At 70.2% G+C, this 16,327-nt stretch carries 13 protein-coding genes; 11 read left to right on the top strand and 2 right to left on the bottom strand.

What is annotated here, in order from left to right:
- From V7067_RS01060 to V7067_RS01040, 5 genes are all read left to right on the top strand, one after another.
- A partial coding sequence (locus tag V7067_RS01060; protein ID WP_334174011.1) for an ATP-binding cassette domain-containing protein occupies positions 1-911 on the top strand: 911 nt, incomplete at its 5' end.
- Positions 908-1,873, top strand: coding sequence for an ABC transporter permease (locus V7067_RS01055; RefSeq protein ID WP_334174010.1), 966 nt, complete (start codon positions 908-910; stop codon positions 1,871-1,873). The genes V7067_RS01060 and V7067_RS01055, both read left to right, overlap by 4 nt.
- Before the next feature lie 68 nt (positions 1,874-1,941).
- Positions 1,942-2,895 carry an ABC transporter permease gene (locus V7067_RS01050; RefSeq protein WP_334174014.1) on the top strand — a complete coding sequence of 318 codons (954 nt, stop codon included), beginning with the start codon at positions 1,942-1,944 and terminating at the stop codon, positions 2,893-2,895.
- 45 nt (positions 2,896-2,940) lie between these two features.
- Positions 2,941-3,930: an SMP-30/gluconolactonase/LRE family protein gene (locus V7067_RS01045; protein ID WP_334174009.1), complete on the top strand. Its 990-nt coding sequence runs from the start codon at positions 2,941-2,943 to the stop codon at positions 3,928-3,930.
- Between the two features lie 140 nt (positions 3,931-4,070).
- Positions 4,071-5,615 carry an acetolactate synthase large subunit gene (locus V7067_RS01040; RefSeq protein ID WP_334174008.1) on the top strand — a complete coding sequence of 515 codons (1,545 nt, stop codon included), beginning with the start codon at positions 4,071-4,073 and terminating at the stop codon, positions 5,613-5,615.
- An 8-nt stretch (positions 5,616-5,623) separates the two neighbouring features.
- On the opposite strand, the gene V7067_RS01035 is transcribed toward V7067_RS01040, so the two are convergent.
- Positions 5,624-6,619: an LLM class flavin-dependent oxidoreductase gene (locus V7067_RS01035; protein WP_334174007.1), complete on the bottom strand. Its 996-nt coding sequence runs from the start codon at positions 6,617-6,619 to the stop codon at positions 5,624-5,626.
- A 121-nt stretch (positions 6,620-6,740) separates the two neighbouring features.
- Positions 6,741-8,072 (bottom strand): GGDEF domain-containing protein, encoded by a 1,332-nt coding sequence (locus V7067_RS01030; protein ID WP_334174006.1) that lies wholly within the window; start codon positions 8,070-8,072, stop codon positions 6,741-6,743.
- A gap of 534 nt (positions 8,073-8,606) precedes the next feature.
- Here V7067_RS01030 and V7067_RS01025 point away from each other — a divergent pair.
- The 6 genes from V7067_RS01025 to V7067_RS01000 all read left to right on the top strand — a co-directional run bounded on the left by V7067_RS01025 (position 8,607) and on the right by V7067_RS01000 (position 16,304).
- Positions 8,607-9,527, top strand: coding sequence for an AAA family ATPase (locus V7067_RS01025; protein WP_334174013.1), 921 nt, complete (start codon positions 8,607-8,609; stop codon positions 9,525-9,527).
- Between the two features lie 79 nt (positions 9,528-9,606).
- Positions 9,607-10,596, top strand: coding sequence for a DUF58 domain-containing protein (locus V7067_RS01020; RefSeq protein WP_334174005.1), 990 nt, complete (start codon positions 9,607-9,609; stop codon positions 10,594-10,596).
- The gene (locus V7067_RS01015; protein ID WP_334174004.1) at positions 10,593-11,144 is read left to right on the top strand and encodes a DUF4381 domain-containing protein; all 552 of its coding nucleotides are present in this window, start codon (positions 10,593-10,595) and stop codon (positions 11,142-11,144) included. The genes V7067_RS01020 and V7067_RS01015 overlap by 4 nt, the downstream gene beginning before the upstream one ends.
- Positions 11,141-12,205, top strand: coding sequence for a VWA domain-containing protein (locus V7067_RS01010; protein WP_334174003.1), 1,065 nt, complete (start codon positions 11,141-11,143; stop codon positions 12,203-12,205). The genes V7067_RS01015 and V7067_RS01010 overlap by 4 nt, the downstream gene beginning before the upstream one ends.
- The gene (locus V7067_RS01005; protein WP_334174002.1) at positions 12,202-14,469 is read left to right on the top strand and encodes a VWA domain-containing protein; all 2,268 of its coding nucleotides are present in this window, start codon (positions 12,202-12,204) and stop codon (positions 14,467-14,469) included. Before V7067_RS01010 ends, V7067_RS01005 begins: the two co-directional genes overlap by 4 nt.
- On the top strand, positions 14,469-16,304 hold the full coding sequence (locus V7067_RS01000; RefSeq protein ID WP_334174001.1) for a BatD family protein: 1,836 nt from the start codon (positions 14,469-14,471) through the stop codon (positions 16,302-16,304). Before V7067_RS01005 ends, V7067_RS01000 begins: the two co-directional genes overlap by 1 nt.
- Positions 16,305-16,327 lie beyond the last annotated feature (23 nt).

Below are 16,327 nucleotides of genomic sequence, written 5' to 3'. Positions count from 1 at the left end.
CCGTGGAAGGCGGCATGAGCGTCATCCTCATCTCGCACATTCTGGGCGAGATCCTCTCCACCGCCGACCGCGTGGTGGTGATGAAGGACGGCGGCGTGGTGGAAACCGGCGATGCCCGGCGCTACACCCGCGACAGCCTCGTCGCCGCCATGGGCACCATCATTCACGATGCCCCGGCAGGAAAGAGCGCCCACAAGGCAATCCGCGCCCTGCCGCAGCGCGAAGCCCGCGGCGAGATCGTGGTCGAGGCCCGCACGCCGCAGGCGCCGGGCGGGCTGGCGCTGACCGCCCGCAAGGGCGAGATCATCGGCCTCGGCGGCCTTGCCGGCCATGGCCAGACGAGCCTGCTGGTGCTGATCCACGATGCCGCCGGCCGCTCCACCCGCCTTGCCAGCGTGCGCGGCAAGGTGGCGTTCGTGGCCGGCGACCGCCAGTCCGACGGCGTGTTTCCGCTGTGGTCCATCGGCCGCAACGTCACCATCCGCTCGCTGAAGGCCATGCGCCGGTTCGGCCTGATCGACCCGAAGGCCGAGCGTGCCATGGAGGCGGAGTGGCATGCCCGCATGGCGATCCGCACGCCCGACATGGACAACGGCATCCTCACCCTGTCGGGCGGCAACCAGCAGAAGGCGCTTTTCGCCCGCGCGCTCGCCTCCGATGCCGACATCATCCTGATGGACGACCCGATGCGCGGCGTCGATATCGCCACCAAGGAAGAGGTCTACCGCACCATCAAGGCCGAGGCGGAAAAGGGCCGCACCTTCCTCTGGTACACGACGGAATTCGAAGAGCTGGAGCACTGCGACCACATCTATGTGCTGCGCACCGGCCGCATCGTCTCCGACCTCGCCCGCACCGAGCTTTCCGAGGCACGGGTCCTGCAATCCTCGTTCGAGGAGACCGCCGCATGAGCCTCACGTCCGCCCCGCCGGCCGGCCCGGCCTTCCGCCTGCCCTCGCCGCGCGCGATGCTGCCGCCGGCCTCGCTCGCCCTCATCATCGTCGCCATCGGCTTCGTGCAGCCCAACGCCATCAGCTATTTCGGCTTCAACCTGATGCTGAATCTGGCGCTGCCCATTGCCTTCGCCACCATGGCGCAGCTCTGCGTCATCACCGTCAACGACCTTGATCTTTCCATCGGCAGCTTCGTGTCGTTCGTCGCCTGCATCGCCGCCACGCTGCTGAAGCAGGACCCGCTCGTCGGCATCGCCGTTCTCATCGGCTGCATCGCGGTCTACGGGCTGGTCGGGGCGCTGGTGCATCTGCGGAACCTGCCCTCCATCGTCGTCACCCTCGGCATGTCGTTCTTCTGGCTGGGCGCCGCCGTCATGGTGCTGCCGCAGCCGGGCGGCAGCGCGCCGGACTGGCTGAAGCTGATGATGAAGCTGAAGACGCCGGTCATCCCCTTCGCCATCCTGATGGGCATTGTGCTTGCCGTGGTGGTGCATTTCGGGCTGATGCGCTCGGCCGCCGGCGCGGTGCTGCGCGGCACCGGCGGCAACCCGGCGGCGATTGCCCGGGCCGGCTGGTCGCTGCTGAAGGCCAAAGTCACCATGTTTGCGCTCGCCGGCTTCTTCGGCGTGCTGTCGGGGCTGTCGCTCGTCGGCCTCACCACCTCCGCCGATGCCAACATCGCGCTGCGCTACACGCTGCTGTCGATTGCCGGCGTCATCCTCGGCGGCGGCGAATTCGTCGGCGGCCGCGTCTCGCCCATCGGTGCCGTGATCGGCGCCATGACGCTGACGCTCGCCGGCTCGCTGCTGTCGTTCCTGCGCATTTCGCCCGACTGGCAGATCGGCGCGCAGGGCGCCATCCTCATCATCGTGCTGGCGCTGCGCGCCGTTGCCAACCGCATGGAAGGAGCCCGCAAGTGACCTTCCAGCCGCTCACCTCCCGCCCGCAGGCCAGCCGCCTTGCCGGCAGCAACACCCCGACACCCGACATGCGCACCCGCCTTGCCGCCTTTGCCCGGCGCTCGCCCTGGGCGCTCTCGTTCGCCGGCGCCGGCCTGATCTATCTCGCCACCCTCGCCTTCACCGGCGGCGTGGGCGCGGGGCAGGTGGCCGCCACGGCCGCCACCTTCGCGGCCTTCTATGTGATTGCCGGCATCGGCCAGATGTTCGTCATCACCATGGGTCCGGGCAACGTGGACCTCTCCATTCCCGCCACCATCGCCCTTTCCGGCGCGGTGGCGATGAAGGTGATGGCCGGGGCCGACGGCCTCATCCTGCCCGGCCTTGTCGCCGCGGTCGGCGTCGGCGGCCTCGTCGGCCTTTTCAATTATGCGCTGATCCGGCTGCTTTCCATTCCGCCGATCATCGCCACGCTGTCCGGCAGCTTCCTCGTGCAGTCCACGGCGATCGCCTATGGCCGCGGGCTCAACGTCAAGCCGCCGGAGGCGTTCTCCGCCTTCGCCACCGGGCGCTTTCTGGGCGTGCCGCTGGTGGCCATCGCCACCGTGGTGCTGTGCGGGATCATGGCGGTGGTGCTGCACCGCACGATGTTCGGCCGCTCGGTCACCGCCATCGGCCAGAACATGCGGGCCGCGCGGCTGGCGGGCATCCGGGTCGATCTCATCCGGCTGCGCACCTATGTGCTCTCCGCCGCCCTCGCCGGGCTGACGGGCGCGCTGCTCGCCGGCTTTTCCGGCGGCGCCTCGCTCAACATGGGCGAGGAATATCTGCTCGCCTCCATCGCCGTCGTCGTTATCGGCGGCACGGCAGTCACCGGCGGCTTTTCCAACGTGACCGGGCTCTGGGGGGCAGCGCTGTTCCTCTACCTGATGGTGACCATGCTCAACACCTTCGGCGTCGGCTCCGGCCCGCGCCTGATGCTGACCGGCATCATCATCATCGCCGCCATCACGCTGGCGGGCAGCCGCAAGACCGGCCGCTGAAGCGCCCGGCCTTTCCCTGCCGCCTTCCCTGCCCGGATGACCCCCATGACCCACGTCGCTCTGGATACCCTCGCGATGGCGAACCCGCTTGCCCCGGCCTCTGCGCCCCTCGGTCCCTTCACCACCGGCCCGGTGCTGGCCAATCCCGTGGACGTGCTCGACGACCGCGCCCTGCCGCTGGCCCTGCCGCATGCCCATCTGGAGCGGGTCGCCACCGGCTGCCGGTGGGCCGAGGGGCCGGTGTGGTTTCCGCTGCACAACACGCTGGTCTGGAGCGACATTCCGGAAGACCGCATGCTGTACTGGCGCACCGACGGCAGCACCGGCGTGTTCCGCGCCCCCTCGCGCCATTCCAACGGCAACACCCGCGATCCGCAGGGCCGGCTCGTGACCTGCGAGCACGGCAGCCGCCGGGTAACGCGCACGGAGCACGACGGCTCTCTGACCGTCATCGCCGAACGCTATGACGGCCGGCGCCTCAACTCGCCGAACGACGTGGTGGTGACGCGCGACGGCGCCATCTGGTTCACAGATCCCATTTACGGCATTCTCAGCCTCTATGAGGGCGCACCCGCCGAACCCGAGCAGCCGACGCGCAACGTCTATCGCGTCGACCCGCACAGCGGCCAGATCGCCATCGTGGCCGACGATTTCGGCCAGCCGAACGGCCTGTGCTTCTCGCCCGACGAGCGCACGCTCTATATCGCCGATTCCGGCCGCAGCCACGGCTTCGCAGACGGCCACCATGTGCGGGCCTTCGATGTCGCGGAGGGACGGCTGAGGAACGGCCGCGTCTTCGCCGTCATCGAGCCGGGCGTTCCCGACGGCATGCGGGTCGATGCGCGCGGCAATCTGTGGTCGAGCGCGGCCGATGGCGTGCATGTGTTCGCCCCCGACGGCAGCCCGATTGCGAAGCTGCGGGTGCCGGAGGCGGTGGCGAACCTCACCTTCGGCGGACCGAAGGGCAACCGCCTGTTCATCACCGCGACCACCTCGCTCTACGCGCTCTATGTCGGGGTGAGCGGCGCGGCCTGAAGCCGGCCCCTTTCGCCCCGGTCCGCCCGGGACGCATACTGCCGGCTTCGAATCGGACCGTGCCGGTGGAGGGCGTGATGCAGGAAGATGGCAGGAAGACCGTGTCCGCAGGCGCAGGCGCCGGGCATGGCGGCGTGCCGATGACCGGCGCAGAAAGCCTGCTCGGCACACTGCTGGCCAGCGGCGTCGATGTGTGCTTCGCCAATCCCGGCACGTCGGAGATGCACTTCGTCGCCGCCCTCGACACGGTGGAGGGCATGCGCCCGGTGCTGGCGCTGGCCGAGACCGTTGTCACCGGCGCAGCCGACGGCTATGGCCGCATGACCGGGCGGCCCGCCGCCACGCTGCTGCATCTGGGGCCGGGCCTCGCCAACGGCCTTGCCAATCTGCACAACGCCCGCAAGGCAGCAACGCCGATCGTCAACATCGTCGGCAATCACGCCAGCCGCCACCTGCGCTACGATGCGCCGCTGACGGCCGATGTGGAGGGCTTCGCCCGCCCCGTTTCCGGCTGGATCCGGCAGTCGCCGGATGCCCGCTCGGTGGCCGCCGATGCCGCCCGTGCCGTGCGCGCCGCCCGCGAGGCGCCGGGCCAGATCGCCACGCTGATCCTGCCCGCCGATGCGGCGTGGGACGAGGCGGAAGGCATCGCCCCGCCGCTGCCGGCGGCGATGCCGGAGCCCGTTGCCGCCGATGCCGTGGAACGCATCGCCCGCCTGCTGCACGGCGGTGCGAAGGCTGCCATCCTGATGCGCGGCGAGGCGCTGCGCGGGCCCGCGCTGGCAGCCGCCGGCCGCATTGCCGCCCGCACCGGCGCGCGCCTGCTGTGCGACACCTTCGCCCCGCGCATGGAGCGCGGCGCCGGCCGGGTGGTGGTGGAGCGGCTGCCCTATTTCGCCGAACAGGCGCTGGACTTTCTGGGGGCCACGGAACTGCTGGTGCTGGTGGGCGCCGCCCCGCCGGTGTCGTTCTTCGCCTACCCCGGCAAACCGAGCTGGCTCACGCCGGAAGGCTGCCGCATCGCCACGCTCGCCCATCCCCATGAGGACGGGCCGCAGGCGCTGGAGGCGCTGGCCGATGCGCTGGATGCCCGCGCGGGCGCGCCGGTGGCGGCCTTTGCCGTGCCGGACATCGACCGCAGCGCCGCGCTCAATCCCGAAACCATCATGCGCGTGGTGGCCCGTGCGCTGCCGGAAGGGGCGATCCTGGCGGATGAATCGATTTCGTCGGGGCTTGCCTGCTTTCCGCTGACGGTCACCGCCGCCCCGCACGATTTCCTCAACCTCACCGGCGGCGCCATCGGCAGCATGCTGTCGGTGGCCACCGGGGCCGCGGTCGCCTGCCCGGATCGCAAGGTCGTGCTGCTGCAGGGCGACGGCAGCGCGATGTACAATCTGCAGGCGCTGTGGACGCAGGCCCGCGAGAACCTCGATGTGCTGACGGTGATCTATTCCAACCGCGCCTATCGCATTCTCGAAGTGGAGCTGGGCCGCGTCGGCGCCGTGCAGCAGGGCAGCAAGGCACTGTCGCTGTTCGATCTTTCCAATCCGGCGCTGGACTGGACGGCGCTGGCGCAGGGCATGGGCGTGGAAGCGGTGCGGGCCGAAACGGTGCCCGCCTTCGAGGCCGCGGTGGCCGCCGCCATGGCCCGCCGCGGCCCGATGCTGATCGAAGCCGTGATCTGAGGCCGCGCTCAGGCCGGCGGCGTCAGCCCGCCGGCCTGAGCGATCAGGTCCAGCGAATGGCGGCGCGCGGCGTGGTCGTAGATGTCGCTCACGATCATCAGTTCGTCGGCCCCGGTTTCCGCCACCAGCGCGGCGATGCCGTCGCGCACCTGATCGCGCGTGCCGAAGACCGAACGCGCCAGCAGGCGTTCCGCCAGCATCGCCTCATCGGGCGTCCAGTAGGTATCGATATCGTCGACCGGCGGCAGCGAGATGGTGGACGTGCCGCGCCGCAGATTGACGAACGACATCTGCTGCGTGGTGCGCAGCCGCCGGGCCTCGGCCTCGCTGTCGGCGGCAATGATGTTGACGCCGATCATCGCATAGGGCCGCTCCAGCACTTCGGAGGGCTGGAAGCGGGTGCGGTAGATTTCCAGCGCCGGCAGCAGCAGTTCGGGCGCGAAATGCGAGGCGAAGGCATAAGGCAGCCCGAGGTGCGCAGCGAGTTCCGCGCCATAGGTGCTGGACCCCAGAATCCAGATCGGCACGTTCGTGCCGGCCGCCGGAATGGCGCGGATGCGCTGGCCGGCACCGGCGGGGGCGAAATAAGCCTGCAGTTCCAGCACATCGCGGGGGAAGTTGTCGGCGTTGTCGAACGACCGGCGCAGTGCGCGCATGGTCAGCGCATCGCCGCCCGGCGCCCGTCCGAGACCGAGGTCGATGCGGCCGGGAAACAGCGTCTCCAGCGTGCCGAACTGTTCGGCGATCACGATCGGCGCATGGTTGGGCAGCATGATGCCGCCGGCGCCGACGCGGATGGTGTGCGTGCCGGCAGCGATGTGAGCAATCGCCAGCGCGGTGGCGCTGCTGGCAATGCCGTCGATATTGTGATGTTCGGCAACCCAGTAGCGCGTGAAGCCGAGGCGTTCGGCAAGGCCGGCCAGGTCGCGGGCGTTATCGAGCGACTGCCGGGCGCTGCCTTCGCGGGTGATGCGGACGAGATCGAGAATGGAAAGGCGGGCCATCGCTGCTCTGCCGGTTGCGCCGCGACAGGGCGCGGCCGGAGCCCTTCACATGGGGCGCCGAGCCGGCCTTGTCCAGCCATCGCCGAACGACGATTGACGATTTCCGGTGAATCGTCCGCCCTCAGCCGGGCTCCGCGGCGGGCGCGGCGGCCACCTGAACGCGGTTGCGCCCGGCGCGCTTGGCAACATAGAGCGCCGCATCGGCCCGTTCGATCAGCGCTGCGTAATCCGGGTGGCCGTCGAACACGGCAAGGCCGATGGAGGCCGTGACGTGGGTGGAGGAACCGTCCGGCAGGCGCATCGGCGCCGCTTCCAGCGCCAGCCGCAGCCGTTCGGCAACGACGCGGGCGTGTTCCTCGCCGCTTTCGATCAGCACCAGCAGGAATTCCTCTCCGCCATAGCGGAACACGAAATCGCTGAGCCGCACGCCATCCAGCAGGATTTCGGCCACGTCCCGCAGCACGGCATCGCCTGCGGTGTGTCCCCAGCGGTCGTTGATCTGCTTGAAGTGGTCGACATCGAGCATCAGCAGCGCATAGCGGGTGTCGTCACGCTGGGCGATGGCGGTTTCGCGGCCCAGCACGGCAGACAGGAAGCGGCGGTTCAGGGTGCGCGTCAGCGGATCGCGCCCCTCCTGATTGCCGGCCACGATCTGGAACAGATCGTTCAGCAGAAACTTGATCTCGTCGATCACGGCGTTGAGGCGGCCGACCAGAGCGGTAAGACGGCCGCCGCCCTCGTCGCGGGCCTCGCCCAGTTGCGGCAGAATCAGGCGGTCGATCTGCGTCAGACTGGCATCGAGGGCCTCCAGCCCCGGCAGTCCCTGAAAGATGACGCCAGCACGGTGGGTGACCCACAGCCCGAACGCCGACGAGCGGATCGGATGGAGCCGCAGTTCCGAGCCGAAATCCAGCAACGCCGACAGCACGCCCTGCAGCCATTCCATCAGCGCCGCACGCTGGCTTTCGCGGTCGAGCGCGCTTTCCGGGCCCGCGGCAAACAGACGGAACGCCTCGTGCGCCTGCGCCCGCTCGGAACTGCTGACAACGTAGGCCGCCACCATCTGGTAAAGCGCGGTATCCATGCGGGCGTGCATGCTGGCCAGCGCCGCCGCAAGCGTGGCGGCATCGGGGCTGTGCCGGCGCAGGCCGGCGGCAAAGCCGGCCTTCAGCACCATCGCGCCTTCCAGCATCAGATGGGCCGGCAGGCGGATGCGGGCATGGATTTCGCCGATAACACGCTGCTTTTCCGCGTCCGATGCCTTGCCGGCGCCGGACGGATCTTCGGCCATCAGATCGGTCAGCCAGTGCACCAGCGAGGGCTTGAGGCGCGCCTGCACGACATCGTGACTGAGAAAGGCGGCGGCAGCGGCGTCCGCTGACAGCACCTCGTAGAAATGCGCGACGATGCCGGCCGCTTCCAGGGCCGCGGTTTCGCGCAGAAGCGTAGTCACGGCCGCGCTGTCCGCAGGCAGCGCCGCCGAAAGGTCCGATGGCGAAGGGGCGCGATCCAGTCCCGGAGCGGGCTCATGCCGTTCCATGTGCCGGTCACCTTATGTCCGGTGTTACTCTGCTCCCCCCGGCTGCCGTCGCTAACGCCAGCGCCGCCAAACTGCAAGGGGACAACCCGCCGATCTCCGAAAAACGCCCGCGCCGCTGCACAGCAGGACCGCGGCGGACACATTTCGGCTGCAGATCAGTGCAAGGAGAAAACCGTCTCCCGCCGGCCGGGGGCTGGGCGGGACATTACAGAAAGTTCATGTTGGGGCAATGTCGGTGTAAGCCGCAATGGCCTATTGCTGCCGCATCCCTTCCTGCCGCTCGGGAATCACCTGCCGATGACGCCGTTCCGCTCTTCCGCCCCCAAGGCCCAGCCCGCCGCTCCCGCTGCCGGGGCCGCCGCTCCGTCGCAAGCCGCTCCGGGCCGCGCTGCCGGCGGCGACCTGAACGAAGCGCTGCACCGCGTGTTCGAGCATCTCGCCGCCTATATGAACAGCTGCATCCTCGGGCAGCCGGCCTTCGTCGATCGCCTTCTGATCGCCATTCTTGCAGACGGGCATCTTCTGGTGGAAGGCGCACCCGGCCTTGCCAAGACCAAGGCCATCAAGGCTCTGGCGCGCGCCATCCACTGCGACGACCATCGCATCCAGTTCACGCCGGACCTGCTGCCCTCCGACCTTACCGGCACGGATATCTACCGGCCCGAAGACGGCAGCTTCCGCTTTCAGGCCGGCCCGATCTTCCACAATTTCATCCTCGCCGACGAAATCAACCGCGCGCCGGCCAAGGTGCAGGCGGCTCTTCTGGAGGCGATGGCCGAACGGCAGGTCACGGTGGGCGGCACCACCTATGCGCTGCCCGACCTGTTTCTGGTGATGGCCACGCAGAACCCCATCGAGCAGGAGGGCACCTATCCCCTGCCCGAAGCCCAGCTCGACCGCTTTCTGCTGCATGTGAAGATCGACTATCCCGACATCGACGCCGAGCGGCAGATCCTGCGCCTCGTGCGCGGCGAGGCACAGGGCGAGGCGATGACTTTCGGCAACCCGATCTCGCAGGAGGCCGTGTTCGCCGCCCGCCGCGCCGCACTCGACACCTACATGTCGGAGGCGCTGGAGGAATATCTGCTGCAGTTCGTGTTCGCCACCCGCCGGCCCGAGACCTATGGCAGCGACCTTGCCGGCCTCGTGTCGTTCGGCGCCAGCCCGCGCGGCACCATCGCGCTCGACCGCTGCGCCCGCGCCCACGCCTGGCTGCGCGGCCGGGATTATGTCGTGCCCGAAGACGTGCAGGCCATTGCCAGGGACGTGCTGCGCCACCGCATCCTGCTGACGTTCGAGGCCGAGGCCGACGGCATGACCGCCGACCGCTTCCTTGACACGCTCATTGCCCGCGTGCCGGTGAGCTGAGCCGGCGCAGGCGCCCCCCGATGCAGGCGGCCGGACGCAATCCCGGATGCACGACCTTCGAAGCAGGAACCCCGACGGCATGAACACCCGCCCGGCCCGGCCGCTGGCCGGCATCGTCGCCACGCTGGAAGACCTGATCGCCGCCCGCCCGGACGGCACCGCCGGCGGCTTTGCCCCCGGCGGCCGCGTGCGCACCCATCAGATCGGCACCTACCGCTCCACCCATCAGGGCCGCGGCATGGAGTTCGACGAGGCGCGCATCTACCAGCCCGGCGACGACATCCGCACCATTGACTGGCGGGTGACGGCGCGCACCGGCAAGGTGCACACCAAGCTGTTTCAGGAAGAACGCGAACGCCCCGTGCTGATTCTGGCCGATGTGCGTACCGCCATGCAGTTCGGCACGCGCACCTGCTTCAAGTCGGTGCTGACGGCGGAAGCGGCGGCTGTGCTGACGTGGGTGGCGCTGGCCGGCTCCGACCGCGTCGGCGGCGTCGTGCTGTCGCCGCTGCGCGTGCTGCAACACCGCCCGCAGCGCAGCCGCGCCCGCATCCTCGCCTTCATCCGCGACCTTGCGGAGGCCACGGCCGACGGTCTCGACGCCGAGGGCGAACCCGTGCCGCTGGCCGCGCCGGAACCGACGCTGGCCGAAGGCCTTGCCCGTCTGCGTCTGACGGCGCGACCGGGCACGCTGGCCTTCGTGATCAGCGATTTCCACGATCTCGATGCGGTGGCGGCGAAGGAGCTCGGCCGCCTCGGGCAGACGGCCCACGTCACCAACATCTTCGTCCATGACCGGCTTGAAGCCGAGCTGCCCGCCGCCGGCCGTTATCCCGTCAGCGACGGCACAGCCGTGGCGATGATCGATGCCGACAGCCGCACCGTGCGGCACACACACGCGGCCCGCTTTGCGGCGCAGCGCGCCGCCATCGAGGATCTGTCGCGCCAGCGCGGCATGAATTTCCTGCCGCTGGAAACCGGCACCCGTCCCGGCGAACTGCTGCATCCGGAGCGCCTCGTGCGCGCCCGGCCGGCAGGCCGCGCGGCCGCCGGCGAGAGGGCCGCATGACCAGCCCCGCCCCCCTGAAGCTGGTATCGCCGCCGGCACCGGCCGCCGCTGCCCCGGGTCTGCCGGCCGCCACTGCGCCGGCCGCCGACCCTCTGGCGGCCCTGCGCGATATTCACCTGCCGGATGCCGTGCCGTTCTGGCCGCCGGCGCCGGGCTGGTGGGCGCTGGCCGGCCTCGTCGTGCTGCTGATTGCGCTGGCCGCGCTTTACGAATGGTACCGCCGCGGCACGCTGCGCTATCGCGCCGGCCGCGAGTTTGCCGCCGTTGCCGCCGACGAAGCCCGCTTCGGGCCGGCGCAGGCCGTGGCGGCGGAGGCGGCCGTGCTCATCCGCCGTGTGCTCATCGCCCGTGGCCGCGCGGCAGAAACGGTGACCCTGACCGGTGCCGAGTGGGAAGCCTTTCTCACCGCCGGCCGGGGTGCCATGCCGCCGGCCATCGCCACCCTCATCGCCCGCGCGCCCTATGCGCCGCCGGGGGCCCTGCAGGGTGCCGCCGACCGGGCGGCGGTGGTGCGCGCCGTGTCGGGCTGGCTGCGGGGGAACACATGATCAGCTTCCAGTGGCCATGGCTGTTTCTGGCCCTGCCGGTGCCCTTCCTGCTGCGCATCCTGATGAAGCCGGCCCGGCGCGGCCGTGGCGGGGCGCTGCGGGTGCCGTTCTTCGCCGCCTTCAGCGCCGTGCCGCTGGCCGGCACCCGCTCGCGCCGCAGCGCAATCCTGCGCCTTGCGATCCTGACGCTGATCTGGGCGCTGCTGGTCACGGCCGCCGCCCGTCCGGTGTTTCTCGGCCGGCCCATTCCCATTCCGGTTGAAGGGCGCGACCTGATGATGGCCATCGACCTTTCCGGTTCCATGGGCCGGGAGGATTTTTCCGCCAACGGCGCCCCCACCAACCGCCTTGCAGTGGTCAAGGCGGTGGCCGACGACTTCATCGCGCGGCGCGAGGGCGACCGTGTCGGGCTCATCCTGTTTTCCAGCCGGGCCTACCTGCAGACGCCGCTGACCTTCGACCGCGCGGTGGTGCGGGAACTGCTGGGCGAATCCTCCATCGGCCTGACCGGGCAGGAAACCGCCATCGGCGATGCCATCGGCCTTGCCGTGAAGCTGCTGAAAGACCGGCCGGCCGATGAACGCGTGCTGGTGCTGCTGACCGACGGCGCCAGCAATTCCGGCGCCCTGCAGCCACTGCAGGCCGCCGAGCTGGCCCGGCAGGAGCACGTCAAGATCTACACCATCGGCGTCGGGGCCGACCGCATGGCGGTGCAGACGGCGTTCGGCCAGCAGATCGTCAACCCGTCCGAAGACCTCGACGAGAAGACGCTGGCCCGGATCGCCGAGATGACCGGCGGGCGCTATTTCCGGGCCCGCGATGTCAGCGGGCTTGCGCAGGTCTATCGCGACATCGACGCGATGGAGCCGGTGGCCGGCGAGCCGCTCTACCTGCACCCCACGGTCACGCTGTTTCAGTGGCCGCTCGGGGCGGCGCTGGGGCTGAGTTTTGTGATGGCGGCGGCGCTGTTGCTGCCGCAGCGCGGCCGTCGCGCCGCTGCCGCGCCCGAGCAGCCCGGCACCGTGCCGGGCCGGGCCGGCCGGGAGGGAGTGCCCTCATGACCCCCGATCACCTGCCTCAGGCGGTCGCCGCCTTCCACTTCCTGCGGCCGTGGTGGCTGCTGGCCATCGTTCCGGCACTCGCGCTCACGCTGCTGGCGCTGCGGCGCATCCGGTCCGGCGGCAGCGACTGGCGGCGGCTGGTCGATGCCCATCTGTTGCGCCACCTCGCCCTGCCGGGCGAAACGCGCGGCCGGCGCTGGCCGGTCGTCGTCGCGCTGGCCGGCTGGGTGCTGGCCGCAGTCGCCATCGCCGGGCCGACATGGGAAAAGCTGCCGACGCCGGCCCTCGACCGGCTCGACCCGACGGTGATCGTGCTGAGCCTCACCCAGTCGATGAACGCCACCGACCAGAGCCCCAACCGCCTCATGCGCGCCCGCCACAAGGCGGAGGATATTCTGACCCGCATGAAGGGCGGTCAGGTCGGCCTCATCATCTATGCCGACGCGCCGTTCGTGGCCGCGCCGCTGACGGAGGATACCCGCGTCATCAGCCAGATGATGCCGGAACTTGCCACCGACCTGATGCCGGTGCTGAACGACCGCCTCGACCTTGCCCTCGACCGCGCCACCGCGCTTCTGAAGGGCGCGGGCGCCCTCAGCGGCCGCATCGTGGTGCTGACGGACAGCCTTGGCGACAAGCCTCAGGCCTCGCTCGATGCGGCGCGCAGCGCGGCGGCGGCGGGCTACAGCGTCAACGTCGTCGGCATCGGCTCGCCGGCCGGTGCGCCGATGGTCGCCTTCGACGGCTCGCCCGTGAAGGACGAGAGCGGCAATGCGCGCCTGACGCGGATGGACCCGGAGCGCCTGAACCAGCTTGCCGAGGCCGGCCACGGCACCTTCACGCCGGTGACCGCCAGCGACCGCGATCTTGAAGCCGTGCTGCCCGCCGGCAGCGCCAGCCTCTCCAATCCGCTCAAGGACAGCGGCCTTGAGGCCGATGACTGGCGCGACATGGGGCCCTGGCTGCTGCTGATCGTGCTCGCACTGGCGCCGCTGGCCTTCCGTCGCGGTTTCATTGCCGTGCTGCTGCTCGCAGGCTTCCTCGGCGCCGTGCAGGCGCCCCGCCCGGCGCTGGCGCAGGATGCCGCCCCGGACGCCGCCCCCGCGGCCGCCGCGCCGAAAGCCCCGCCGCCGCCGGCAACCTTCTGGCAGAACCTGTGGCAGCGGCCGGACCAGCAGGGTGCCGAGGCCTTCGGCAAGGGTGACTACGACACCGCCGCGGCCCGCTTCCAGAACCCCGCGTGGGCGGCAAGCGCCGCCTACAAGGCCGGCGCCTATGACGAGGCCCTCGGCGGCTTCGCCGCCGGCCGCGACGCCGACTACAACGCCGGCAACGCTCTGGCCCGCACCGGCAAGCTGGAAGACGCCATTGCCGCCTATGACAAGGCGCTGGCGAAGAACCCCGCAAACGAGGACGCAAAGTTCAACCGCGATCTCGTGCAGAAACTGCTTGACCAGCAGAAACAGCAGGATCAGCAGGACAAGCAGGACCAGAACGACAACAAGGACCAGAAGAACAACAAGAGCGACGATAAAGGCGGCTCGGGCGGCGGCGACCAGAACGACGACAAGAACCAGAACGACAAAGACCAGAAGAACAACGACCAGAAAGACAAGGGAAAGTCCGGCAAGGACCAGTCCGACAAGAATAAGGACAAGAAGGATCAGGACCAGAGCGGCGATTCCGGCAAGGACCAGAACCAGCCGCCGGACGATCAGGGCGCCGGACAGGACCAGAAAGACCAGCAGGACCAGACGGCCGGCGACAACGACAAGCCGGATTCGCAAGACCAGAAGAGCGGCGGCAAGGACCAGAACGACAGCAAGAAGGCGGACAACGGAGCGCAGGATCAGGCCGGCAAGGACAACCAGCCGGAAGACGGCAGCGACAGCCCCGCGCAGAAGGAACCGGCGCAGAACCCGCCGGACGGGCAGAAGGCCGGACAGGAGCCGCCGCAGCCGCCGCAACAGGAGGGCAATGCCGGCCAGCAGCAGGCCGGGCAGGAAGAGGGCGGCGGCGAACGCCCCCTCGGCCAGCAGAACCCGCCGCCTGAGCCGCCGCCGGCCACCCCGCAGCAGAACGCGCTTGCCGGCGGGCCGCGCAGCAACGCCACGCCCGGACAGGCAGAAGGCGGCAACGTGGCCACGATGACCGAGGAAGACCAGAACCGCGAGCAGATGCTGCGCATGATCCCGGACGATCCGACCGGCCTGCTGCGCGCCCGCATCCGCGCTCACTATTCGCAGCTTGGAGTGGCCCAGTGATGTCCGCCCCGGTTCTCCGCTCCCGCCGGCTGCGCCGCGCGGCCGCCACTCTGGCCCTTGCGGCCGCGCTTTCCGCGGCCCTCGCCGCCGGTGCTCTGGCCGGCAGCCTCACGGCACTGGTCGACCGCACGCGCATCGAACAGGGCGAGACCTTCAGTCTCATCCTGCGCCTCAACGGCCCGGATGCCGGCGGCGCGCCGGATCTGTCGGCGCTGGAGAAGGACTTCACCATCCTCGACCGGCGCCAGCAGACGCGCACCGTCGTCACCAACGGCGCCATGCAGAACTCGGTCGACTGGGTGGTGACGCTGGTGCCGAAGCGCACCGGCAAGATCGGCATCCCCGCGTTCCGCATCGGCTCCGAACGCTCCGACCCGTTGCAGATCAACGTCGTCAAACCCTCCGCGGCCAGCGAGAAGAAGGCCGTGCAGCCGCTCTATGTGGAGATGACGGCCGGCAACACCAATGCCTTCGTGCAGAGCGACATTCCGATCACCGTGCGGGTGTTCGACAGCGTCGGCCTGCGCGGCGGCTCGCTGACCGATCCCACGGCCGAGGGCGCCACCTTCACGCCCACCGGCGAGCAGCGCGGCTTCGCCAAAACCATCAACGGCCGCCGCTATCTGGTGATCGAGCAGGACTATCTCATGCGGCCGCAGCGCAGCGGCACCATCGAGGTCGCCCCCGTCACCCTCAATGCCCGCCTGCCCGTGACCGGCCGCAACCCCATGGTCTCGCAGGGCATGCAGGACTTCATGAACGGCAACGGCTTCGATCCGTCGATCCTCGACGGGCTGCTCGATGCCGCGCGTCCGACGCAGATCCGCTCCAACCCGCTCACCATCGACGTGCGCGCCCGGCCGGCAGAGGCCCAGCAGGGCTGGTTCCTGCCGGCCCGCAAGGTCACACTCACCGACAGCTGGAAGCCCGCCCTGAAGGAAGCCCGCGTCGGCGAGGCTCTGAGCCGGACACTGCGGCTTGCCGCCCTCGGCGCCACGGAAAATCAGCTCCCGCCGCTGCCGGTCACGCCCGTGGACGGCGTGCGGCAATATGAGGAAGCGAGCAAGACCCGTCAGGATCAGACGCCGAACGGCAGCACCGCCGTTCTGGAAAAGACCGTCTCGGTGGTGCCCACGCGCACCGGCACGGTGACGCTGCCGGAAATTTCGGTCAAATGGTGGAACACCGCCACCAGCAAAGAAGAGACCGTAACGCTGCCGGCCGAAACCTTCACCGTTCTGCCCGGTGCCAACGGCGAAACCGGCGAGGCCCCGCCGGCAGTGGCCGCCGGTGCCGCCGGCAGCGCGGCGCCGGCCGCGGGCGAAGCCGCACCGCCCGCGCCGCAGGAGAGCGCGCCGCCAGAGATCGCCGGGCTGCTGCAGCGGCTGCGCGATCTGCCGCCCGCCTCTCTCGCGCTGGCGGCTGCGGTGGCCGTGGCAGTCATCGGCGGCGTTGTGCTGATGCTGCGCCGCCGGCGCGCGGCGACCCCGTTCGCCCCCGCCGGAGCGCCGTCAGCCGGGCTGCCGGCCGGTGCCGGAGACGAAGCCGGCGCCGCGCAGGCCGTGGAGGCTGCGGCGCGGCAGGGCGATGCCGCCGCCACCCACCGCGCCTTCCTCGTGTGGCAACGGCTGGCGGCCGGCGGCGGGCCGCGCACGGCCGGCCTTCAGGCCGCAGCCGACACCCTCACCCGCCAGCTCTACAGCACCGTCCACGCAGGCTGGGACGGCCGGGCATTCCTGACGGCGTTCCGCGCCGAACGGGCCCTGCGCGCGCCCGCGCGGCCGCGCCGCGGCGCGCCGATCGGGCCGCTCTACCCTCAGCCGCCCCGGGGCTGAATGAAAAACGCGCGGGAGACGCT

The sequence above is a fragment of the Pseudoxanthobacter sp. genome, from assembly GCF_036822375.1.
Classification (GTDB): domain Bacteria; phylum Pseudomonadota; class Alphaproteobacteria; order Rhizobiales; family Segnochrobactraceae; genus Pseudoxanthobacter.
Note: the sequence above shows the minus strand (reverse complement) of the source record. Positions and strands in the feature narration are given on the sequence as shown.

Excerpts from the sequence above, each read along its gene's own strand:
- V7067_RS01055 (WP_334174010.1), top strand. The coding sequence starts at position 908 with ATGAGCCTCACGTCCGCCCCGCCGGCCGGCCCGGCCTTCCGCCTGCCC.
- V7067_RS01050 (WP_334174014.1), top strand. The coding sequence starts at position 1,942 with ATGCGCACCCGCCTTGCCGCCTTTGCCCGGCGCTCGCCCTGGGCGCTC.
- V7067_RS01045 (WP_334174009.1), top strand. The coding sequence starts at position 2,941 with ATGACCCACGTCGCTCTGGATACCCTCGCGATGGCGAACCCGCTTGCC.
- V7067_RS01040 (WP_334174008.1), top strand. The coding sequence starts at position 4,071 with ATGACCGGCGCAGAAAGCCTGCTCGGCACACTGCTGGCCAGCGGCGTC.
- V7067_RS01035 (WP_334174007.1), bottom strand. The coding sequence starts at position 6,619 with ATGGCCCGCCTTTCCATTCTCGATCTCGTCCGCATCACCCGCGAAGGC.
- V7067_RS01025 (WP_334174013.1), top strand. The coding sequence starts at position 8,607 with ATGAACAGCTGCATCCTCGGGCAGCCGGCCTTCGTCGATCGCCTTCTG.
- V7067_RS01020 (WP_334174005.1), top strand. The coding sequence starts at position 9,607 with ATGAACACCCGCCCGGCCCGGCCGCTGGCCGGCATCGTCGCCACGCTG.
- V7067_RS01015 (WP_334174004.1), top strand. The coding sequence starts at position 10,593 with ATGACCAGCCCCGCCCCCCTGAAGCTGGTATCGCCGCCGGCACCGGCC.
- V7067_RS01010 (WP_334174003.1), top strand. The coding sequence starts at position 11,141 with ATGATCAGCTTCCAGTGGCCATGGCTGTTTCTGGCCCTGCCGGTGCCC.
- V7067_RS01005 (WP_334174002.1), top strand. The coding sequence starts at position 12,202 with ATGACCCCCGATCACCTGCCTCAGGCGGTCGCCGCCTTCCACTTCCTG.
- V7067_RS01000 (WP_334174001.1), top strand. The coding sequence starts at position 14,469 with ATGTCCGCCCCGGTTCTCCGCTCCCGCCGGCTGCGCCGCGCGGCCGCC.